At 71.0% G+C, this 18941-nt stretch carries 17 protein-coding genes and 1 pseudogene; 12 read left to right on the top strand and 6 right to left on the bottom strand.

What is annotated here, in order from left to right; genetic code table 11:
* Positions 1-13: 13 nt before the first annotated feature.
* The 8 genes and pseudogenes from ACIQU4_RS13330 to ACIQU4_RS13295 all read left to right on the top strand — a co-directional run bounded on the left by ACIQU4_RS13330 (position 14) and on the right by ACIQU4_RS13295 (position 8287).
* Positions 14-1135 carry an LLM class flavin-dependent oxidoreductase gene (locus tag ACIQU4_RS13330; protein ID WP_403728916.1) on the top strand — a complete coding sequence of 374 codons (1122 nt, stop codon included), beginning with the start codon at positions 14-16 and terminating at the stop codon, positions 1133-1135.
* A gap of 175 nt (positions 1136-1310) precedes the next feature.
* The gene (locus tag ACIQU4_RS13325) at positions 1311-3050 is read left to right on the top strand and encodes an amidohydrolase family protein (RefSeq protein ID WP_403728913.1); all 1740 of its coding nucleotides are present in this window, start codon (positions 1311-1313) and stop codon (positions 3048-3050) included.
* Positions 3047-4519, top strand: a complete 1473-nt coding sequence (locus ACIQU4_RS13320) for an aldehyde dehydrogenase family protein (protein ID WP_403728910.1) — start codon at positions 3047-3049, stop codon at positions 4517-4519. Before ACIQU4_RS13325 ends, ACIQU4_RS13320 begins: the two co-directional genes overlap by 4 nt.
* A 254-nt stretch (positions 4520-4773) precedes the next feature.
* Positions 4774-6357: an APC family permease gene (locus ACIQU4_RS13315; RefSeq protein ID WP_403728907.1), complete on the top strand. Its 1584-nt coding sequence runs from the start codon at positions 4774-4776 to the stop codon at positions 6355-6357.
* Positions 6358-6494: 137 nt separating this feature from the next.
* Positions 6495-6788, top strand: coding sequence for a hypothetical protein (locus tag ACIQU4_RS13310; RefSeq protein WP_403728905.1), 294 nt, complete (start codon positions 6495-6497; stop codon positions 6786-6788).
* 64 nt (positions 6789-6852) lie between these two features.
* A complete protein-coding gene (locus ACIQU4_RS13305) occupies positions 6853-7647 on the top strand; it encodes a DUF4239 domain-containing protein (protein ID WP_403729608.1) in 795 nt (264 codons plus the stop codon).
* Positions 7648-7684: 37 nt separating this feature from the next.
* Positions 7685-7804 (top strand): annotated as a pseudogene (locus tag ACIQU4_RS13300) (GNAT family N-acetyltransferase); the annotation flags it as partial.
* 12 nt (positions 7805-7816) lie between these two features.
* Positions 7817-8287: a hypothetical protein gene (locus ACIQU4_RS13295; RefSeq protein ID WP_403728902.1), complete on the top strand. Its 471-nt coding sequence runs from the start codon at positions 7817-7819 to the stop codon at positions 8285-8287.
* Positions 8288-9618: 1331 nt separating this feature from the next.
* Here the strand turns inward: ACIQU4_RS13295 and ACIQU4_RS13290 are convergent.
* Complete coding sequence (locus tag ACIQU4_RS13290; protein ID WP_403728899.1) at positions 9619-9864, bottom strand: DUF397 domain-containing protein; 246 nt, start codon at positions 9862-9864, stop codon at positions 9619-9621.
* Positions 9861-10808, bottom strand: a complete 948-nt coding sequence (locus ACIQU4_RS13285; protein ID WP_403728896.1) for a Scr1 family TA system antitoxin-like transcriptional regulator — start codon at positions 10806-10808, stop codon at positions 9861-9863. Before ACIQU4_RS13285 ends, ACIQU4_RS13290 begins: the two co-directional genes overlap by 4 nt.
* Before the next feature lie 16 nt (positions 10809-10824).
* On the opposite strand from ACIQU4_RS13285, the gene ACIQU4_RS13280 reads away from it, so the two are divergent.
* From ACIQU4_RS13280 to ACIQU4_RS13270, 3 genes are read left to right on the top strand one after another with little or no spacing between them, the layout of a single operon-like run.
* On the top strand, positions 10825-11256 hold the full coding sequence (locus ACIQU4_RS13280; protein WP_403728893.1) for an ATP-binding protein: 432 nt from the start codon (positions 10825-10827) through the stop codon (positions 11254-11256).
* 36 nt (positions 11257-11292) lie between these two features.
* Positions 11293-11772 carry a hypothetical protein gene (locus tag ACIQU4_RS13275; protein WP_403728890.1) on the top strand — a complete coding sequence of 160 codons (480 nt, stop codon included), beginning with the start codon at positions 11293-11295 and terminating at the stop codon, positions 11770-11772.
* Complete coding sequence (locus ACIQU4_RS13270; RefSeq protein ID WP_403728887.1) at positions 11763-12041, top strand: hypothetical protein; 279 nt, start codon at positions 11763-11765, stop codon at positions 12039-12041. Before ACIQU4_RS13275 ends, ACIQU4_RS13270 begins: the two co-directional genes overlap by 10 nt.
* Before the next feature lie 117 nt (positions 12042-12158).
* On the opposite strand, the gene ACIQU4_RS13265 is transcribed toward ACIQU4_RS13270, so the two are convergent.
* From ACIQU4_RS13265 to ACIQU4_RS13255, 3 genes are all read right to left on the bottom strand, one after another.
* Positions 12159-12449 carry a hypothetical protein gene (locus ACIQU4_RS13265; RefSeq protein WP_403728885.1) on the bottom strand — a complete coding sequence of 97 codons (291 nt, stop codon included), beginning with the start codon at positions 12447-12449 and terminating at the stop codon, positions 12159-12161.
* 59 nt (positions 12450-12508) lie between these two features.
* Complete coding sequence (locus ACIQU4_RS13260) at positions 12509-13369, bottom strand: LLM class F420-dependent oxidoreductase (RefSeq protein WP_403728882.1); 861 nt, start codon at positions 13367-13369, stop codon at positions 12509-12511.
* Positions 13370-13442: 73 nt separating this feature from the next.
* Positions 13443-14645, bottom strand: a complete 1203-nt coding sequence (locus ACIQU4_RS13255) for an ADP-ribosylglycohydrolase family protein (RefSeq protein ID WP_403729606.1) — start codon at positions 14643-14645, stop codon at positions 13443-13445.
* Positions 14646-15172: 527 nt separating this feature from the next.
* Between ACIQU4_RS13255 and ACIQU4_RS13250 the strand changes: the two genes are divergently transcribed.
* Positions 15173-16303, top strand: a complete 1131-nt coding sequence (locus ACIQU4_RS13250; protein ID WP_403728880.1) for a tyrosine-protein phosphatase — start codon at positions 15173-15175, stop codon at positions 16301-16303.
* A gap of 68 nt (positions 16304-16371) precedes the next feature.
* Here the strand turns inward: ACIQU4_RS13250 and ACIQU4_RS13245 are convergent, their stop codons facing one another.
* Entirely contained in the window at positions 16372-18933 is a 2562-nt protein-coding gene (locus ACIQU4_RS13245; RefSeq protein WP_403728878.1) for a bifunctional FO biosynthesis protein CofGH, read from the bottom strand.
* Between the last annotated feature and the right edge of the window lie 8 nt (positions 18934-18941).

The raw sequence follows: 18941 nt of genomic DNA, 5'->3' as shown, positions 1-18941 counted from the left end.
ACGGTGAACCCCCTTGGAATTCGGGCTCTTCGTGCAGGGATACGTGCCTGAGGCGCGGTCCAAGGTCGACCCCGAGGCAGAGCACAAGGCGCTGATCGAGGAGACCGAGTACGTCATCCAGGCCGACAAGTCCGGCTTCAAGTACGCCTGGGCCTCCGAGCACCACTTCCTGGAGGAGTACTCGCACCTGTCGGCGAACGAGGTCTTCCTCGCCTACCTCGCCCACGCCACCGAGCGCATCCACCTCGGCTCGGGCATCTTCAACCCGCTCGCCCCGGTCAACCACCCCGTCAAGGTGGCCGAGAAGGTCGCGATGCTCGATCACCTCTCCAAGGGCCGCTTCGAGTTCGGCACCGGCCGCGGCGCGGGCAGCCACGAGATCCTCGGGTTCCTGCCCGGCATCACGGACATGAACCACACCAAGGAGATATGGGAAGAGACCATCGCCGAGTTCCCCAAGATGTTCCTCCAGGAGGAGTACCAGGGGTTCCAGGGCAAGCACTGGTCGCTGCCGCCGCGCAAGATCTTCCCCAAGCCGTACGGCAAGGCCCACCCGGCCATGTGGTACGCCGCGGGCTCGCCCTCCTCGTACGCGATGGCCGCGAAGAAGGGCCTCGGCGTCCTCGGCTTCAGCGTCCAGAAGGTCTCCGACATGGAGTGGGTGCTGGAGCAGTACAAGACGGCCATCCAGGAGGCCAAGGCCATCGGCGCGTTCGTCAACGACAACGTGATGGTCACCTCCACCGCGATCTGCGCCGAGACGCACGACAAGGCGGTGGAGATCGCGGTCAACGCGAACATGAACCGCTTCCAGTCGCTGGTCTTCCGCTACCACGACACCTTCCCGCGGCCCGAGGCGATCCCGCAGTGGCCCGAGACGCTGCCCGAGTACAACGCGGAGATCATCGAGCTGCTGATCGCCGAGGAGCTGCTGATCTGCGGGGACCCCTCCGAGGTGCTCGCGCAGTGCAAGCGCTGGGAGCAGGCGGGGGCCGACCAGCTGTCCTTCGGCCTGCCGACGGGGGTCTCGTACGAGGACACGATGACCACCGTCAAGCTCATCGGCGAGCACGTGATCCCGAAGATCGACACGGACCCGGTCCACCGCACGACGCGCTTCCGCGAAGCCGCCTGACCGGGCGGGCAGTACGGGGGCGGCGTCTTCCCGGACCGCCGCCCCGCACCGGCCCCGGCCGGAGGTCATGCCGAGGCCGCGGCCGGCCCGGCTGCCTCCGGCCGGGGCGCGCGGCGGTCCGGGGCAGAGGCCCGGGACGACGGCCAGCGGCACGAACACCGGCAGAAGGGACGTCATGCTCGACCACCTGATCAAGGGCGCCACCGTCGTGGACGGCACCGGCGCCCCCGCCCGCGTGGCGGACGTCGGCCTGCGCGACGGGCGGATCGCCGTCATCGCCGAGCCGGGCACGCTCACGGAGGAGGCCCGGACCACCGAGGTCGCCACCGGGCTCGTCCTGTGCCCCGGCTTCGTCGACCCCCACACGCACTACGACGCCCAGCTCTTCTGGGACCCGTACGCGACCCCCTCCATGAACCACGGCGTCACCACCGTCGCCGGCGGCAACTGCGGGTTCACCCTCGCCCCGCTGCACCCCGACCGCCCCGAGGACGCCGACTACACCCGCCGCATGATGAGCAAGGTCGAGGGCATGGCCCTCAAGGCCCTGGAGGAAGGCGTCGACTGGACCTGGTCCGGCTTCGGCGAGTACCTCGACGCCCTGGAGGGCCGGATCGCCGTCAACGCCGGCTTCATGGTCGGCCACTGCGCGCTGCGCCGGCACGTCATGGGCGCCGACGCCGTCGGCGGACAGCCCACCCCCGAGCAGATGCGGCAGATGCTCGACCTCTTCCACGACGCCATGAACTCCGGTGCCTGGGGCCTGTCCACCACCCAGTCCGCCACCCACTCCGACGGGGACGGCGCCCCCGTCGCCTCCCGCCACGCCAAGCCCGCCGAGCTCCTCGCGCTGTCGAAGGCCGTCGCCGAACACGAGGGCACCCAGCTCGAAGCGATCGTCGCGGGCTGCCTCGACCAGTTCGCCGACGAGGAGATCGACCTCTTCGTCGAGATGAGCGCCGCCGCCGGCCGCCCCCTGAACTGGAACGTCCTCACCATCGACGCCGCCGTCCCCGAACGGGTCCCGCGCCAGCTCATACCGAGCGAGCGCGCCCGCAAGGCCGGCGGCCGCATCGTCGCGCTGACCATGCCGATCCTCACCCCCATGAACATGTCGCTCGGCACCTTCTGCGCGCTGAACCTGATTCCGGGCTGGGGCGAGATCCTCGGCCTGCCCACCCCCGAGCGGATCGCGAAGCTGCGCGACGCCGGCGTGCGGGCGGAGATGCTGCGCCGCGCCGACAGCAAGGAGGCCGGGGTCTTCCGGCGCCTGGCCAACTTCGGCCGCTACGTGATCGGGGACACGTACAGCAAGGAGAACGAGGGCCTGTCCGGCCGGGTCGTGAACGACATCGCCGCCGAGCGGGGCCAGGAGCCCTTCCAGTGCCTGGTCGAGATCTGCGCCAACGACGAACTGCGTACGGTGCTCTGGCCCATGCCCACCGACAACGACCCGGCGAGCTGGGCCCTGCGCGCCGAGACCTGGCAGCACGAGGACGTCATGCTCGGCGGCTCCGACGCCGGCGCGCACCTGGACCGCATGTGCGGGGCCCCTTACACGACCCGCTTCCTCGGGGACTGCCTGCGCGGCCGCAAGCTGGTGCCGCTGGAGCAGGCGGTGAAGATGCTCACCGACGACCCGGCGCAGCTGTTCGGGCTGCGCGAACGCGGCCGGATCGCCGAGGGGTTCCACGCGGACCTGGTGCTGTTCGACCCGGAGCGCATCGAGGCCGGGCCCGCGACGCTCGTCCACGACCTGCCCGGCGACAGCCCGCGGCTGGACGCCCGCGCGATCGGGATCGTGTCCGTACGCGTCAACGGCGTGGAGACCATCCGCGACGACCAGGTCACGGGGGCGATCCCCGGGATCGTGCTCCGCTCGGGCCGCGACACGAGGACGGTGAGCACCCGTTGAGCGAGCCCCGGCAGCAGAAGCTGTACATCGGCGGAGAGTGGGTCGAGCCCGCCGGCGGCCACTACGACGTGGTCAACCCGGCGGACGAATCGGTGGTCGGGCTCGCGCCCGAGGCCTCGCGCGCCCAGGTCGAGGAGGCGGCGCGCGCGGCGGCGGAGGCCTTCGAGGCCTGGTCCCGTACGGCTCCCGAGGCGCGTGCGGCCATCCTGGACCGGGCCGCGGACATCATGCAGCGCGAGTACGAGCCGTGGTCGGTCCTCGCCCGGGCCGAGACGGGCGCGCCGACCGGGATCGCGCGCGGGATGCAGGTCGGGGTCGGGGTCGCGCGCTTCAGGCGGTACGCGAAGGGCGCACTCGAACCGGTGGAGCGCGGGCTGGCGCCGCAGGTCACCGAGGCCGGGCCGATGGGGAAGGCGAGCATTCTGGGGGCGCTGGAGGTGCGCCAGCCGGTCGGCGTGGTCACCTGCATCACCTCGTACAACAACCCGTGGGCGAACCCGGCGGGCAAGGTGGCCCCGGCGCTGGCCATGGGCAACACGGTGGTGGTGAAGCCGGCCCCGCAGGATCCGCTGTCGGTGTTCAAGATGGCCGAGGCCCTGCACGAGGCGGGCGCCCCGGCCGGCGTGGTGAACGTGGTCTGCGGTGCCTCGGTCGAGGTCGGCGAGGCCGCGGTGGACTCCCCGTACGTGGACATGGTGTCCTTCACCGGCTCCACGGGCGTCGGGCAGCACATCGCGGAGGTCTGCGGCCGTTCGATGAAGCGGCAGCTGATGGAGCTCGGCGGCAAGGGCGCGGCGATCGTCTTCGAGGACGCCGACCTGGACGCGGCGGTGATGGGGATCGGCACCACCTTCTCCTTCTACTCCGGCCAGATCTGCACGGCTCCGACCCGGGTGATCGTGCACCGGTCGGTGTACGAGCGGCTGGTGGAGAAGCTGACCGGCTACCTGGCCTTCATGAAGGTCGGCGACCCGGCGGTGGCGGGCACGGTGGTGGGCCCGGTGATCTCGGCGGCGCACCGGGACCGGGTGGAGTCGTACGTCGAGCTCGGCCGCAAGGAGGGCGCGCGGATCGCGTACGGCGGCGAGCGGCCGGTGGTCGGGGACGGCCGCGGTTTCTACGTGGCGCCGACGCTGCTGGTGGACTGCACGAACGACATGCGGGTGGTCCGGGAGGAGATCTTCGGCCCGGTGGTCGTGGTGGTCCCCTTCGACGGCGATGAGGAAGAGGCGGTCCGGCTGGCCAACGACAGCGATTTCGGGCTGCTGAGCTACGTGTGGTCCGGGGACGCGGCGCGCGCCTTCCGGGTGGCGCGGCGGCTGCGGGCGGGCGGGGTCGGTGTGAACACGATCGGCCGGAACATGGAGGCCCCGTTCGGCGGCTTCAAGCGTTCGGGGGTCGGCCGGGACGTGGGTTCGTACGCGCTGCACGCGTACAGCGAGATGCAGTCGATCGTCTGGACGACCTGAGACGCGGGTCGTGGCGGGCCGCGACCCAGGTCACACGGGAAAGTTCAAAGTGGCACGAAAGGGGTACAGCTGCGGTTTCCGCATTCCGGAACGCGGTGTCCGCTCCCTGCCATGCGGGGGGCGGGTGCCTGCTTGAACCTTTCATTACATGCCGGTGAACGGTTGCAGGCTCTGGATTCAAGGTGTTTCCGTCGGTAGCTGGTCGGACTCAATCCCTCCGGATATGGAAAACGCAGCCTCTAACGTCCTGACCCATGACACAGCTGGACGTTCGGCCTCGGGTCGGAGACACGGTGAACGGCGTCGCCGGCGGCGAGGGCGGCGGGGCCGGCGAGGGCGACGTACGCGGCAAGGGCCTCGGCAAGGGCTCCGTGGGCCTGGTGGGCAGCGCCGTCATCGGCATCTCCACCGTCGCCCCCGTCTACTGCCTGACCTCGACCCTCGGCTCCACCGCCGGTGAGGTCGGCGTCCAGATGCCGGCGGTCTTCCTGGCCGGCTTCCTGCCGATGCTGCTCGTCGCCTTCGCGTACCGCGAGCTCAACAAGGCCGTACCGGACTGCGGCACCTCCTTCACCTGGACCGTCAAGGCCTTCGGCCCGCGGATCGGCTGGATGTGCGGCTGGGGCCTCGTGATCGCCACGATCATCGTGCTCTCCAACCTGGCCGGAGTCGCCACGTCCTACTTCTGGCTGCTCGCGGGCGAGATCACGAACAACCCGTCGATCGCCGCCCTGGACGACGACAAACTCGTCCACATCGCCACCTGCCTCACCCTGATCGCCGCCGCGACCGCCATCAGCTACCGCGGCATGACCGCCACCAAGGGCGTCCAGTACACCCTGGTCGCACTCCAGCTCGCGGTCCTCGCCATCTTCGTCGCGATGGCCTTCCAGAAGGCCTCGGCCGGCAGCTTCGACACCGGCCTGGACTTCTCCTGGCAGTGGATGAACCCCTTCGCGGTCGAGTCCATGGGCGCCTTCACCGCCGGACTCTCCCTCTCGATCTTCATGTACTGGGGCTGGGACGCCTGCCTGGCCACCAACGAGGAGACCACCGGCTCCGCCAAGACCCCCGGCCGCGCCTCGCTCATCGCGATGGCCGTCCTGGTCGGCTCGTACCTGGCCACCGGAATCGCCGCCCAGATGGCCGTCGGCTCCGGCACCGCCGGCCTCGGCCTCGGCAACCCGGAGACCTCCGGCAACGTCTTCGCCGCCCTCGCCGGCCCGGTCATGGGCCCGGTGCTCGGCATCCTGCTCTTCGTCGCGGTCCTCGCCTCGGCGACCGCCTCGCTCCAGACCACGTTCATCCCGGTCGCCCGCACGGTCCTGGCCATGTCCACGTACGAGGCCCTGCCGGCCTCCTACGCCAAGGTCCACCCGCGCTTCAAGACCCCGGGCCGCGCCACCGTCATGGCGGGCGTCGCGACGGGCGCGTTCTACACCGTGATGACCCTGGTCAGCGAGAACGTCCTGACCGACACGATCTTCGCGCTCGGCCTGATGATCTGCTTCTACTACTCGCTGACGGCCTTCGCCTGCGCCTGGTACTTCCGCGGCGAGCTGCGCCGCTCCGCCCGGGACCTGTTCTTCAAGGGCGTCTTCCCGGTCCTCGGCGGCCTCCTCCTCGCCGCCGTCTTCCTCAAGACCCTGATCGACATGTGGAACCCGTCGTACGGCTCCGGTTCCACCGTCCTCGGAGTCGGCAGCGTCTTCGTCATCGGCGTCGGCCTCCTGGCCCTCGGCCTGGTGATCATGCTGATCACGGAGCGCCGCAGCCCGGCCTTCTTCCGCGGCGCGATCCTGACAAAGTCCACTCCGGCCCTGGTGGTCCAGGACTGACCCCGCCCCACACTGAGGTTGTCCCCCCGCGGCCCGGACCGATCCCCCCGATCCGGGCCGCGGAACCCAACGCCGGGCGTCACCCCAAAGGGGGGCCCGGTGGTGACCCGGGGTGGCGGCGGGTCGTTGGGTACTGCATGAACGTCATGAAGCGCCGCCTCGCCGCCCTGGTCCTCACCAGCGGCGCCGCCCTCGCCCTGAGTCCCCTCGCCGCCCACGCCGACACGAAGGGCCCCACCATCGAGGGGCAGCCCGTCACCAAGCGCATCACCGACATCGCCAATCACCCCGGCCAGGCGGTGGACGACACGAAGACGGCCCTGGCCGTGACCACCTCCGCCGCCGGCTCAGCCACCCACGCCACGGACTCCTCCCTCGCGGGCGCGGGCAACGCCCTCGACGGGCTCCCGAAGACCCCGTCGGTGCGCTGAGCCGGTCGACGGCGCGGCGAGCCGTCGGGCGGGCCCTCAGGGGGAGTTGATCGTTGAGCAGGCCATGATCCTGTGGCTGCTCAACACCTTCAGCACGTTCACCCTCGGCGTCCTCCTCGTCGGCGGCTTCGTCGCCCTCGCCGTGGCCGGCAGCCTCGCCGCCCGCCGCCGCTTCCCGCACCTGGCGGGCGGCGAGCACAACGAGATGGTCGGAGTCGCCCTCGGCATGTTCGGCGCGATCTACGGCATCATCCTGGCCTTCGTCGTCGTCACGCTCTGGACCCAGCTGGAGAACACCCAGACCGTCGTCGCCACCGAGGCCACCGACCTCGCCCTCGTCGTGCGCAGCGCCGAGGCCTTCCCGCCGGCCGAACGCACCCGCGTGGAGCGGGCGGTGGGCGACTACGTACACGCCGTCGTCGACGTCCAGTGGCCGATGATGCGGGAAGGCCGGCCCAGCTACGACGCGACCTCCGAGCAGACGCACCAGCTCTACCGGGCGCTCCAGGCGTACGAACCCACCGGCGCCCGCAGCGAGACCTTCTACGGGGAGGCCGCCGGCCGCCTCAACGACGTCGCCGCGCAGCGCAGGGCCCGCATCACGATGGCCGAAACGTCCCTGCCGGTGCTGCTCCAGGTGCTGGTGTACGGGGGCGCGCTCGTGATCCTCCCGCTCACCTTCCTGTTCGGCCTGCGCAGCCTGAAGATGCAGCTGCTGTTCGTCTCGGCGGTGGCGGGGCTGATCGGCTTCAGCCTGCTGCTGGTGATGGCCCTGGACCGCCCGTTCGCGGGCGACCTGAGCGTGAGCCCGGCCCCCTACAAGGAGGCGGCACTCTCTCAGTTCTGGCCGGCGGGGTAGGGGGTCGGGGGCGGGGTGGGTCGGGGCCGGTCCGTGAGAGCGACTCGGATACGTGGCCTGCGGCCGGCAGCCCGATGCATGGGGCGTGCAGGCGCCAGACGGTTCGATCCGCAGGTACGAGAACATGTGCACGCTGATGCGCAACGACCTGGTGTAAGGGGGAGCCGGCGTGGCTTCAGAGATATGGGTGTCCGTCTTCTCGCTCGCCGGTGTCGCGCTCGGCGGTGGACTGACGGCGTTCACCCAGCGCGCCTCCCAGCGGTCCGCCGAACGGACCGAGGAACGGCGGCAGGCAGCCGCCACTGCCGAGGGACGCCGAGCCGAGCAGCTACAGGCCATCAAGGACTTCATCGCGTGTACACAGGAGGCCGAACGGGCCGCCTACAGTCGCCCAGAGCCCTGGGGCGACGATGACGGCTGGAGCAAACCCGCCGGGGCCACCATGACCAGGCTGTGGGTAGCCGAACGGCACCTCGTACTGCTCTGCGATCCGGTCCTGCACGCCCCTGTCCACGCCTACGGGCGGGCACTCAACGAGGCGGTGTGGCGGGAGATCGGCGACACGGAGGTCAACGAGCACCTGGAGGAGCACAAGGCCGCCTTCATGGCCGCAGCCCGGGCGAGCCTCGCCTCCCACTGAGGCCAAGCAGCACTGGCCGTTTTCACGGATGCTCACCATGGTGGGGTCGGGCGGGGCGGTCGGGGTGCCGGGGTCGGGACCCCCTCATTCGGGGTCGGGAGGGGCGGGTCGGGACTTCGGGGTCGGGGCCCCTCGTTGGGGTCGGGCGAGCCGGTCGGGGTGTCGGGGTCGGGGTCTGCCGGCTCGGGTCGGAGAGGTCGACCGGGGTGCCGGGGTCGGGGCCCTGTCGTTCGGGGTCGGTGGTGTGTCCGGGGGCGTCCCGTCAGTCCACTGTCCTTCCGTGTCGGGTCGGTCCGTCAAGGGCGCTCACTTCGTTCGCGTCGCTTCGCGATGGCCTTCGGCCACCCTTGACCGACCGCCCCGCCCCGGAATGCCATAAGACTGCCGGGAAGCCCCCGAAGGAATGGCCGGGAGGTTATCCGACCAGGAGCGGCCGAGTCAGAGACCATGCTCTCCCGCCCCGTCCATCTGCACCGCACTCCCCGGGACCACCAGGCCCGGCCGGTGACGGGGGCGCGGGGAGGGCCAACCTGCACCAGACAGCGGCGAGATGACGATGCAGCCCCCAGGACGCGTCAGATCGCTACGCGCTCCTCATTTCTCAGCGTCCGACGACCGTCCGGGGCTGGACATAGGCCGCCCACGCGGCGCAGGTGGGCGGTCTTCCGGCGTCTGCACGTCGTTGGGGGCCGCCAGAGGACGTCCGTGGCGAGGTTTTCGGGTGTCTGCGGGCTGTCTGGACGCTCTTTGGGCCGAAACGAGGGCGAGAGGGGGCGAAAAGGGGGTGTGAGGGAGTCTGATGCCGGATTTCTCAACCTTCCACTCCGGCAAGGCCGCTTGTGGGTCCCGATCGGCCGCCAAAAGGGACAAACCGCCTGCTGTCGCAGGCCAAGGGTCTTCCGTCGGGTCGTGGGCGGCTTATGTCCGGCCACAGGCGGTCGTCGGACGCCAAGCCGGGAGGGGCGCGTAGCGATCTGACGCGTCTTTGGGTCCGGGGGTGCGGGATGGGCGTCTGTTCGCTGCCTGGTGTGGGGTGGCCTGCCGGGATGCGGAAAAAGGGGGCCGGTGTCCTTCGGGGAGTTGGCTGAGCCGGGAGGCTGGGTCAGCATCCCTGATGTGGTCATGGGCTTGGCTGTCCCCCTGACCGTTCCTTCGGGGGCTTCCCGACAGTCTTATGGCATTCCGGGGCGGGCCGGGCAGTCAAGGGTGGCCGAAGGCCATCGCGAAGCGACGCGAACGAAGTGAGCGCCCTTGACGGCCCGGACCGCACCGGAAGGACAGTGGACTGTCGGGAAACCCCCGGACTCCCTCTGATGCCGTCTGGCCGGAGCTCAGGCTCCGGTGACCCCGCTCAGGAATGTCGTCCAGGTCGCGCGGTGCACGGCCAGTTCCGGGCTCGCCGTCAGCTTCGAGTCCCGGATGTGGACGGCGTCGGTGCATGCGGCGACCTCGACGCAGTCGTCACCGTCACCACTGCTGTAGGTGGACTTGTGCCAGGAGAGGGCGACCTCGACGCAGTCGTCGCCCTCGCTGCCGCTGTAGCTGCTCTTGAACCATCGCAACGGTGAGCTGTTCACAGGGATCCTCGCATTCGCATCAACAGGCCCGCGCTATCGGCGGGGTTGAGGGCCTGGATACGAAGTTTGGCATACCGCTGATGGAGGAGGCTGATGTCTTTCGGGTCAGAGATGATGAGGCCCGACTGCTGCCCCTCGATGTAGCCCAGCCATTCGTTGTCTTCGGTTTCGAGGAGGCGGAAGGGGCCACCGAGCCCTGCATGGTGGGGGCTCACCCTCGGCATGATCTGCAGGTCGACGTTCGGTAGCCGTGCGCACTCCACCAGGTGGTCGATCAGCTGGCGCGTAACCTCCGGTCCGCCGGTCTGTCGCTCGATCACGATCTCGTCGAGAATGAAACTGAAGATCGTGTACGGAGTGCGATAGAGAATCTGCTGACGCTCCAGGCGGGCCGTGATGCGAGCCTCCACCTCCTCTGGGGTGGGGAGCGGCAGAACGTCCCCTATCAGCGCCCGCGCATACGACTCGGGCTGTAACAGCCCCGGAACCGAGCGGCATTCGTACGTATCGAGGGCGACCGCCTCCTGCTCCAACTCCGCCCACCTCTTGAACCACTTCGCCAGACCTCGCTTCCGATTCAGTCGATTCGCGGCGATGAGGATGACGCCGAAGGCGTCCAGGGCCTCCTCCGACCGGTTCACGAACTTCACCGACGGATGTCGGCGGCCCTGTTCGACCGAGCCGACGTACTGGACCGAGTACCGGACTCGCTCGGCCAGTTGCTCCTGCGTGAGTTCCGCGCGTTTGCGGAAGGCCTTTACGGTTGCCCCGAAGTTCCGCAGGTCGCCGTCCGGCTCGACCTCGCCGTCACCGCTGTCCTCATGGCTCGCCATCGCGGTCACCTCCCGGAGGTCAGGTTCACGGGCGGTGACCGCTACTGTCCAGAGCGTGAACTCGTACAGATGAAAAGTAGCGGTCGACTTTCTGGGAACTGCCCCGCTCACCCGGCACGTTGCTCCCATGACCGCACCCTCTGGCCCCGCCCCGACCCTCGTACGCGTGTTCACGCAGCGTTTCAGCAGCACCCGGCGGGGCGCCCGCCTCGCGCGGTGTCTCGTCATGGTCGAGCTGCACGACTGGGGGATTCCGCACCGCACCCCGCTCTCCGAGGACGCGGAGCGGATCGTCGCCGAGTTCACCGCCAATGCCGTCACCCACGGGCATGCCGCCGGCCGGGACTTCGAGCTCAAGCTGACGCTCCTCGGGGGTGTACTCCGCATCGAGGTGTCCGACGCCCGCCGGGAGCGGCGGCCGGCGCTCCAGCCGCACGCGCATCAGGCCGAGGGCGGCTACGGCCTGCGGATCGTCGATGCCGTCTCGGCCGACTGGGGGGTCGCGGACCGGCTGATCGGGAAGACGGTGTGGGCTGAGCTGCGCACCTCTTCCGGGTGATGGCGGCCTCGCTAGTTTCGAAGTAACTTCAAACTTATGGCGACCGAGAACGCTGCCGTGAACTTCTCCGAACTGGTGAACAAGAACAAGCAGACCCTTGCCCGGCTCAAGGAATCGCCGCGTCTGCTGCTGCATCGCAGAGATGGTGAGGACCTCGTCCTCACCACCGCCGCGCGGGCCGAGCAGGACCAGACGGTGGTGTCGGCTGCCACCCGAATGCTCGTCGCGATGGCGCGGCGGGAGCCAGGCAGTAGGGAGCTGCTTCTCGACATACTGCCGGACGCGTTTCCTTGGGTCCGCTTCCTGCCCGAGTCCGACGTCCATGCGTTCGCCGTCGAGCTCGTGGACACCATGCGTGCCGCCGATTCCCTCGGCAACAGTGCGTCTGTCGCACAGATGCTGACCGCGTGGCAGCATACGGCCGAGGTCTACTCCGACCCCGAACTCCTGGCCGCGCTGACCCGGGATCATGACGCCGACCACGGCCCGGTACCCGACCCGCGAGCGTGCGCATGACGGCCGGTCGTGGTGACCGTGCCGCACCGCCGGCACCGCCGGCACCTCTGGGCCAGTGGGAAGTGCGCTTCGCCGACGCGGCGTCGGCCAAGGGCTGGGAGAGCCTGACCCAGCAGGCCCGCGAGAACACATACCGTGCGTGGATCCTCATGCGCACGGATCCCATGCCGCTCGCCGAGACGCCACGGCACCACAGGCTGAAGGCAGCCTTGGCGCACGGCACCCATCGCGGTCAGACCTGCGAGCAGTGGCAGATCAGATCGAAGTGACCGGTGGTGGACGAATCTGGTACCTCGTGGACCTGGTCCGTGACACCTGTTGGATCACGGTCGCCGGCACCGGGCACCCGCGGGCCACCGATTCCCGGTGCGCCGGCAGGCTTCCGTTCAGGCCCGCCGGCCCGTGGCCTCGGCGGCCTGATCGTGGACGGCCGCCGGGTCCTGCGGGACGAAGACGCTGACCCGGTAGGTGGTCGGGTGGGTGAGGCGGCCGCAGAACTGGTCGATCCGCAGGCTCTCGGGGTTGGTGACCCTGCCCTCGGCGATGAGGCGGCGGGCGTACTCCTGCATCTCCGCGTGCTCCTGCGTCGAGAACAGCGGTTCCCAGTGGCCGGGGACGGCCTTCGCCCGGCGGTGGGCGCGTTCCCGGCTCCGCTTGCGCTTTTGCTGGCCCGGCATGTGATCAGCCCCCTTTCGGGGGCCATCGTCGGGCCGAGTGCGCGCCCTCGTCGACCGATTTACAGGTACTGCGCCATGTCGTCCAGTACGCGCAGGATCTCGGGCTCCTGCGCCGGCGGGAGCTGGACGACGACCTCCTCGATGCCGAGGTCCGCGTAGTGGGCGAGCTTGCCCGGGTTCGGGTGGACCGCGTACGGGACCACCTGGAGGTTCTTCGGGTCGCGGCCCGCGGTCTCCCAGACCTGGCGCAGCACCGGCAGGGATTCGCTGAGGCCGCCCCCGCCGATGGGGAGCCAGCCGTCGGCGTGGTCGGCGATGGCCGCGAAGAGCTTCGGGCCGGCCGAGCCGCCGATCAGGGTGCGGGGGCCGTGGAGGAGGTGGCCGGAGCCGAGCTCGCGCGGGGGCAGGACCGGCTTGGGGTGGGCCATGCTGGGCTGTACGGAGGAGAACTCGCCGACGTACGCGGTCGGTTCCGGGGCCCACAGGGCGCGCATCAGGGCCATCCGGTCCCGGACCAGCTCGCGGCGGGTGCGCCACTCGACGCCGTGGTCGGCGGCTTCCTCGACGTTCCAGCCGTACCCGATCCCGAGGGTGAAGCGGCCGCCGGAGAGGTGGTCCAGCGTGGCGATCTGCTTCGCGAGGGCGATGGGGTCGTGCTGGGTGACGAGGGTGATGCCGGTGCCGAGGGTGAGCCGCTCCGTGACGGCGGCGGCCTGGCCGAGGGCGACGAAGGGGTCGAGGGTGCGTCCGTACATCTCGGGGAGTTCGCCGCCCATGGGGGCGGCGGTGTCGCGGGTGACCGGGATGTGCGTGTGCTCGGGGAGGTAGAGCCCGGCGAACCCGCGCTCCTCAAGGGTGCGGGCGAGGCGGACGGGGGAGATGGTGTGGTCGGTCAGGAAGATGGTCGTGGCGATCCGCATGGCTGGGGGCACCTCCGTGGCTCTTCGATGGAGGGCCACGCTACGGCCTGCGCGTCGGATTGTTGAGGGGGCGTCAGCCGTTGCCGACGGGATAGCGGGTCTGCCAGCCGGGGGAGGAGACCTGCGGGCCGTGCAGGGAGGGGCCCTGGGTCATTTCGAGGGCGAAGTCGTCGGCGAGTTCCAGCAGGGCGGCCCGGCCTTCGAGGTCGGCGAGCCAGGCGCCCGGGAGGGCGGTCTCGCCGTGCAGGGCGCCGAGCAGGGCTCCGCAGAGGGCGCCGGCGGCGGTGGAGTCGCCGCCGTGGTTGACGGCGAGGCGCAGGCCGTGGGGGATGTCTTCGGCGACGAGCGCGCAGTAGACGGCGACGGCGAGGGCCTGTTCGGCGCAGTGGCCGTCACGCCCGCCCCCGCCCTCGCCCCCGCCCTCGTCCGGGGCAAGGGCCAGGGCGGCGACGGAGTCGGCGGAGGGCGGGCCCTGCGGGACGGCCGCGAGCGCTCGCTGGAGGGCGTCGGTGACGGCCTGGTGGCCCGGGCGGGCGCCGAGCAGGCCGACGGCGCGCTGGACGGCCGCGTCGAGGGAGTCGCCGCGGGTCACGCCGTGGACGATGACGGCGAAGGCGCCGGCGGTGAGGTACGCGGCGGGGTGGCCGTGGCTCTGCGCCGCGCACTCGGTGGAGAGCTGGAGGACCAGGCCGGGCTCCCAGCCGACCAGCAGGCCGAAGGGGGCGGAGCGGGCGGCGGCCGCCGCGTCGCGGGCGGTGGGGTTCTTCGGCTGGTCGAGGGTGCCGAGGACGTCGTCGGCGAAGCCGGTCAGGCAGGCGCGGTCGGGGCCGCGGCGGACGTAGAGCCACTCCTGCTGTGCGAGCCAGCCGTTGTCCTTGCGGCGCTCGTCGGGGCCCCAGTCGTGCTGGGTGGCGGCCCAGCGCAGGTACGCGCGGTGGATGTCGGTCGGCGGGTGCCAGGCGCCGGTGTCCCGGCGTACGTGGGCGCGGATCAGCCCGTCGACGGTGAACAGGGCGAGCTGGGTGGCGGCGGTGACCGTGCCGCGGGGCCCGTACGGGCCGGGGGCGGGTCCGGTCAGGCCCTGTGGGCCGTGGGCTTCGCGGATGGCGTCGAGGGGGAGCCCGGCCACGGGGGCCGCGAGGGCGTCGCCGACGGCGGAACCGAGGAGCGCGCCGCGGACGCGGCTGCGGAAGTCCTGCTGCTCGGCCCGGCCCCAGAGCCCGGCGGCGAATGTGGCCCGCCCCCCGAGCGTCCCGCCGGGAGGGAGGCCGCTCACGGCCTCGGGGCCGCGCCCGACGCGGGCCGCGATGCCGGCCGCGGCCGCTGCCCCGCCTACGACGCGGGCCGCGCCCCCGACGCGGGCCGCGCCCCCGACGCGGGCCGCGCCGCCGACTCGGGCCGCGCCGCCGGCGTCGGCTTCGCCCCCGGCCCGGACTCCGGGCTCGACGCCGTTCCCGTTCCCGTTCCCGTTCCCGGCCCCGAGCTCGTTCCCGTCCCCGGTCCCGGTGCCGGCCGGTATCGAGTGATTCTCGGTCGTCGTGTCGTCCATCGCGATCCCCCTGCCCCGCCCCGGCATGCTCTGGCGCGCACTGTAATGGACACGTCTGATCGAATCCGGAACCAGGGCGTCCAGCAGGCCGTATGTACGCGTAGAACGGCTGGAATCCGTACCGCGTTCCCCTGACATCTCGTTCACATCCGGTCTGAAACGGCCGGCAGATGCCCAGGTGGAGCGCCTTGATCGACAAGTGGCACGTTTTGCCACTAGCCTTGGCGCCGGTCGGTTCAGGCCATGTCTCGTTCATGCAGAGTTCTCCGGCGGCCAACAGCCTCAAGGGCATGAAGAAGGCACTGCTCGCCGCGACCGTCGTCGCCTCCGCGCTCACCGCTTCCCTGGTCGCAGCCCCCGCCGCCACCGCCGCCTCGGCCTCAACCGGTTGGGACCTCCCCTGGACCGACCACCACCACAGCCGCACCTCCGTACCCTTCACCGAGGCCACCGTCACCGCCGGCGCGGGCGGGCAGTTCACGCTGAAGTGGAACGCTCCGGGCGCCAAGCGGGTCGAGATCAAGGCGAACGGCAAGGTCGTCGCCAAGGGCGGCGCCCAGGGCGCCGCCGTCGTGTCGGGACTGCCCGCCGCCGACCGCCAGTGGTTCGACTTCAAGCCCGACCGCGGCAAGGGCCTGCGCCTCGCCGACCGCCTCATCAAGCTCGAAGGAGCGGTCAACTTCCGCGACGCGGGCGGCTACCGCACCACCACCGGCCAGTGGGTCAAGATGGGCGAGGTCTACCGCTCCGACGCCCTCGGCAACCTGACCGCCGCCGACCTGGCCAAGCTCCAGCGCCTGCGCGTCAAGAACGTCTTCGACCTCCGCATGGAGAGCGAGCGCACCACCGACCCCGACAAGGTCCCGGCCGGTGCCAAGTACACCGTCGCCGACGTCTTCGCGGGCTCCGGCTCCTTCCGGGCCCTACCGAAGTCCCCCGACGAGGCCGTCAAGGCCATGGTCGACGCCGAAAAGGCGATGGTCAGCGGCGAGGGCGGCAAGAAGGCGTACAGCCAGGTCTTCGAGGGCTTGGAGCGCGACCGCGACCGCGCCGTCCTCTTCCACTGCACCGCCGGCAAGGACCGTACCGGCTGGGCGAACGCCACCCTGCTGACCGCCCTCGGCGTGCCGAGCGACACCGTCATGGCCGACTACCTGGCCAGCAACGACTACCGCAGGGCCGCCAACGACGCCGTCCTGTCGCACCTGCCGGCCCCGCAGGCCGCCGTCTACAAGCCGATGCTCGACGTGCGCGCCGAGTACCTGAACTCCGGCTACGACGAGGTCGAGGCGGAGTACGGCACCTTCGACCGCTACCTGAAGGACGGGCTCGGCATCGACGCCCGCGAGCTGAAGCAGCTCAAGAAGGACCTCCTCGTCGGCTGAGCCGATCCGAGCGAGAAGAGGGCCCGGCCGGGATCACCCCCGGCCGGGCCCTTCCCCTACTCCTACTCCTACTCCAGCACCGGCAGCAGCGCCGGGAGGTGCCCGTCCGAGGCGCGGGCCGCCTCCTGGCGCTCCTGCGGCACCTCCCCGTACAGCGTCGTACGGGCCTTCGCGGGCCGGCCCGCGGCCTCCGCGACCGCGATGAGGTCCCGTACGGACTTGTACGAGCCGTAACTCGACCCGGCCATCCGGGAGATGGTCTCCTCCATCAGCGTGCCGCCGAGGTCGTTGGCCCCCGACCGCAGCATCTCGGCCGCGCCCTCCGCTCCCAGCTTCACCCAGCTCGTCTGGATGTTGGTGATGTGCGGGTGCAGCAGGATCCTGGCCATCGCCGTCACCGCACGGTTGTCGCGGACCGTCGGACCGGGCCGGGCGATGCCCGCCAGGTACACCGGCGCGTTGGTGTGGATGAACGGCAGCGTCACGAACTCCGTGAAGCCGCCCGTCCGCTCCTGGATCCGGGCGAGCGTACGGAAGTGCCCGAGCCAGTGCCGCGGCTGGTCCACGTGCCCGTACATCATGGTCGACGAGGACCGGATCCCCAGCTCGTGCGCCGTCGTGACGACGTCGATCCAGTCCGCCGTCGGCAGTTTGCCCTTGGTCAGCACCCAGCGGACCTCGTCGTCCAGGATCTCCGCCGCCGTGCCCGGGATGGAGTCCAGCCCGGCCTCCTTGGCGGCCGTCAGCCACTCCCGTACGGACATCCCCGTCCGCGTGGCCCCGTTGACGACCTCCATCGGCGAGAACGCGTGCACGTGCATCCCCGGCACCCGCTTCTTCACCGCCCGCGCGATGTCGAAGTACGCCGTCCCCGGCAGGTCGGGGTGGATGCCGCCCTGCATGCACACCTCGACCGCACCCACGTCCCACGCCTGCTGCGCCCGGTCGGCGACCTGGTCCAGCGACAGCGTGTACGCGTCGGCGTCCGTACGGCGCTGCGCGAACGCGCAGAAGCGGCAGCCGGTGTAGCAGACGTTCGTGAAGTTGATGTTCCGCGTGACGATGTACGTGACGTCGTCGCCCACCACCGACTTGCGCAGGTCGTCCGCGATCCGGCACAGCGCGTCCAGCGCCGGGCCGTCCGCGTGCAGCAGAGCCAGCGCCTGCGCGTCGGTCAGCCGCGTCGGATCGTCGGCGGCCTGCGCGAGCGCCGCCCGCACGTCGGTGTCGATGCGCTCGGGGACCATGCCGGGGGCCGCCGCCTCGCGCAGCGCCTCCCAGTCCCCGTAGACGTGGTCGAAGTCCTCGCGCCGGTCGGAGGTCCGGCCCTCGGTGTCGATGCTGGCGTGCAGATCGGTGCGCCCGTACGAGCCGAACCCTTCGTCCGGCTCCTGCCAGGGACGGCCGACGACCTCGGCGTCCGGGTTCGCGAGACCCGTCTCGGGATCGGCCAGGGCCCGTACGTGCGGCAGCAGCCGCGGGTCCAGCCACGGCTCGCCGCGCTGCACGAACTCCGGGTACACGCAGAGCCGCTCGCGCAGCTCGAAGCCGGCCGCCGCGGACTGCCCGGCCAGTACGTCGATCTGCGGCCAGGGCCGCTCGGGGTTCACGTGGTCGGGGGTCAGCGGCGAGACGCCGCCCCAGTCGTCGATGCCGGCCCGGATCAGCCGTGCGTACTCCCCGTCGACCAGGTTGGGCGGCGCCTGCAGGCAGCCGGAGGGGCCCATGATGTGCCGGGCGACGGCGACCGCGGCGACGAGATCGTCCAGCTCGGCGTCGGGCATGCCGCGCATCGCCGTGTCCGGCTTGGCGCGGAAGTTCTGGATGATCAGCTCCTGCACGCCGTGGTACGAGCGCGCGACCCGGCGCAGCGCGAACAGCGACTCCGCGCGCTCCTCGTACGTCTCCCCGATCCCGATGAGCAGCCCGGAGGTGAAGGGCACGGAGGACCGTCCGGCGTCCTCCAGCACCCGCAGGCGTACGGCCGGCTCCTTGTCGGGGGAGCCGTAGTGCGGACCGCCGGGCTCGGACCACAGACGGGTGGCCGTGGTCTCCAGCATCATGCCCATCGAGGGCGCGACGGGCTTCAGCCGCTGGAAGTCGGCCCACGACATCACACCCGGGTTCAGATGGGGCAGCAGCCCCGTCTCCTCCAGGATCAGGATCGAGATGGCCCGTACGTAGGAGATCGTGTCGCTGTAGCCCTGGGCCTCCAGCCACTCGCGCGCCTCGGGCCAGCGGTCCTCCGGCTTGTCGCCGAGCGTGATGAGCGCTTCCTTGCAGCCCAGCGCGGCGCCCCGGCGGGCGATGTCGAGCACCTCGTCGGGGGACATGTACATCCCGTGGCCGGCCCGGCGGAGCTTGCCGGGAACGGTCGCGAAGGTGCAGTAGTGGCATTTGTCGCGGCACAGGCGGGTCAGCGGGATGAACACGCTCTTCGAGTACGTGATGACGCCGGGCCGCCCGGCGGCCGCGAGGCCGGCGTCGCGGACCCGGGCGGCGGAGGCGGCGAGGTCTTCGAGGTCCTCGCCGCGCGCCTGGAGGAGCACGGCCGCCTCGGCCGTGTCGAGCGCGACGCCGTCGCGGGCCCGGCGGAGCGCCCTGCGCATCGCGTTGTCGGTCGGAGTCATGCGGTGAG

Source organism: Streptomyces sp. NPDC090741, from assembly GCF_044769045.1.
Lineage (GTDB): Bacteria > Actinomycetota > Actinomycetes > Streptomycetales > Streptomycetaceae > Streptomyces.
This window is presented reverse-complemented; position numbering and strand designations above follow the sequence as displayed.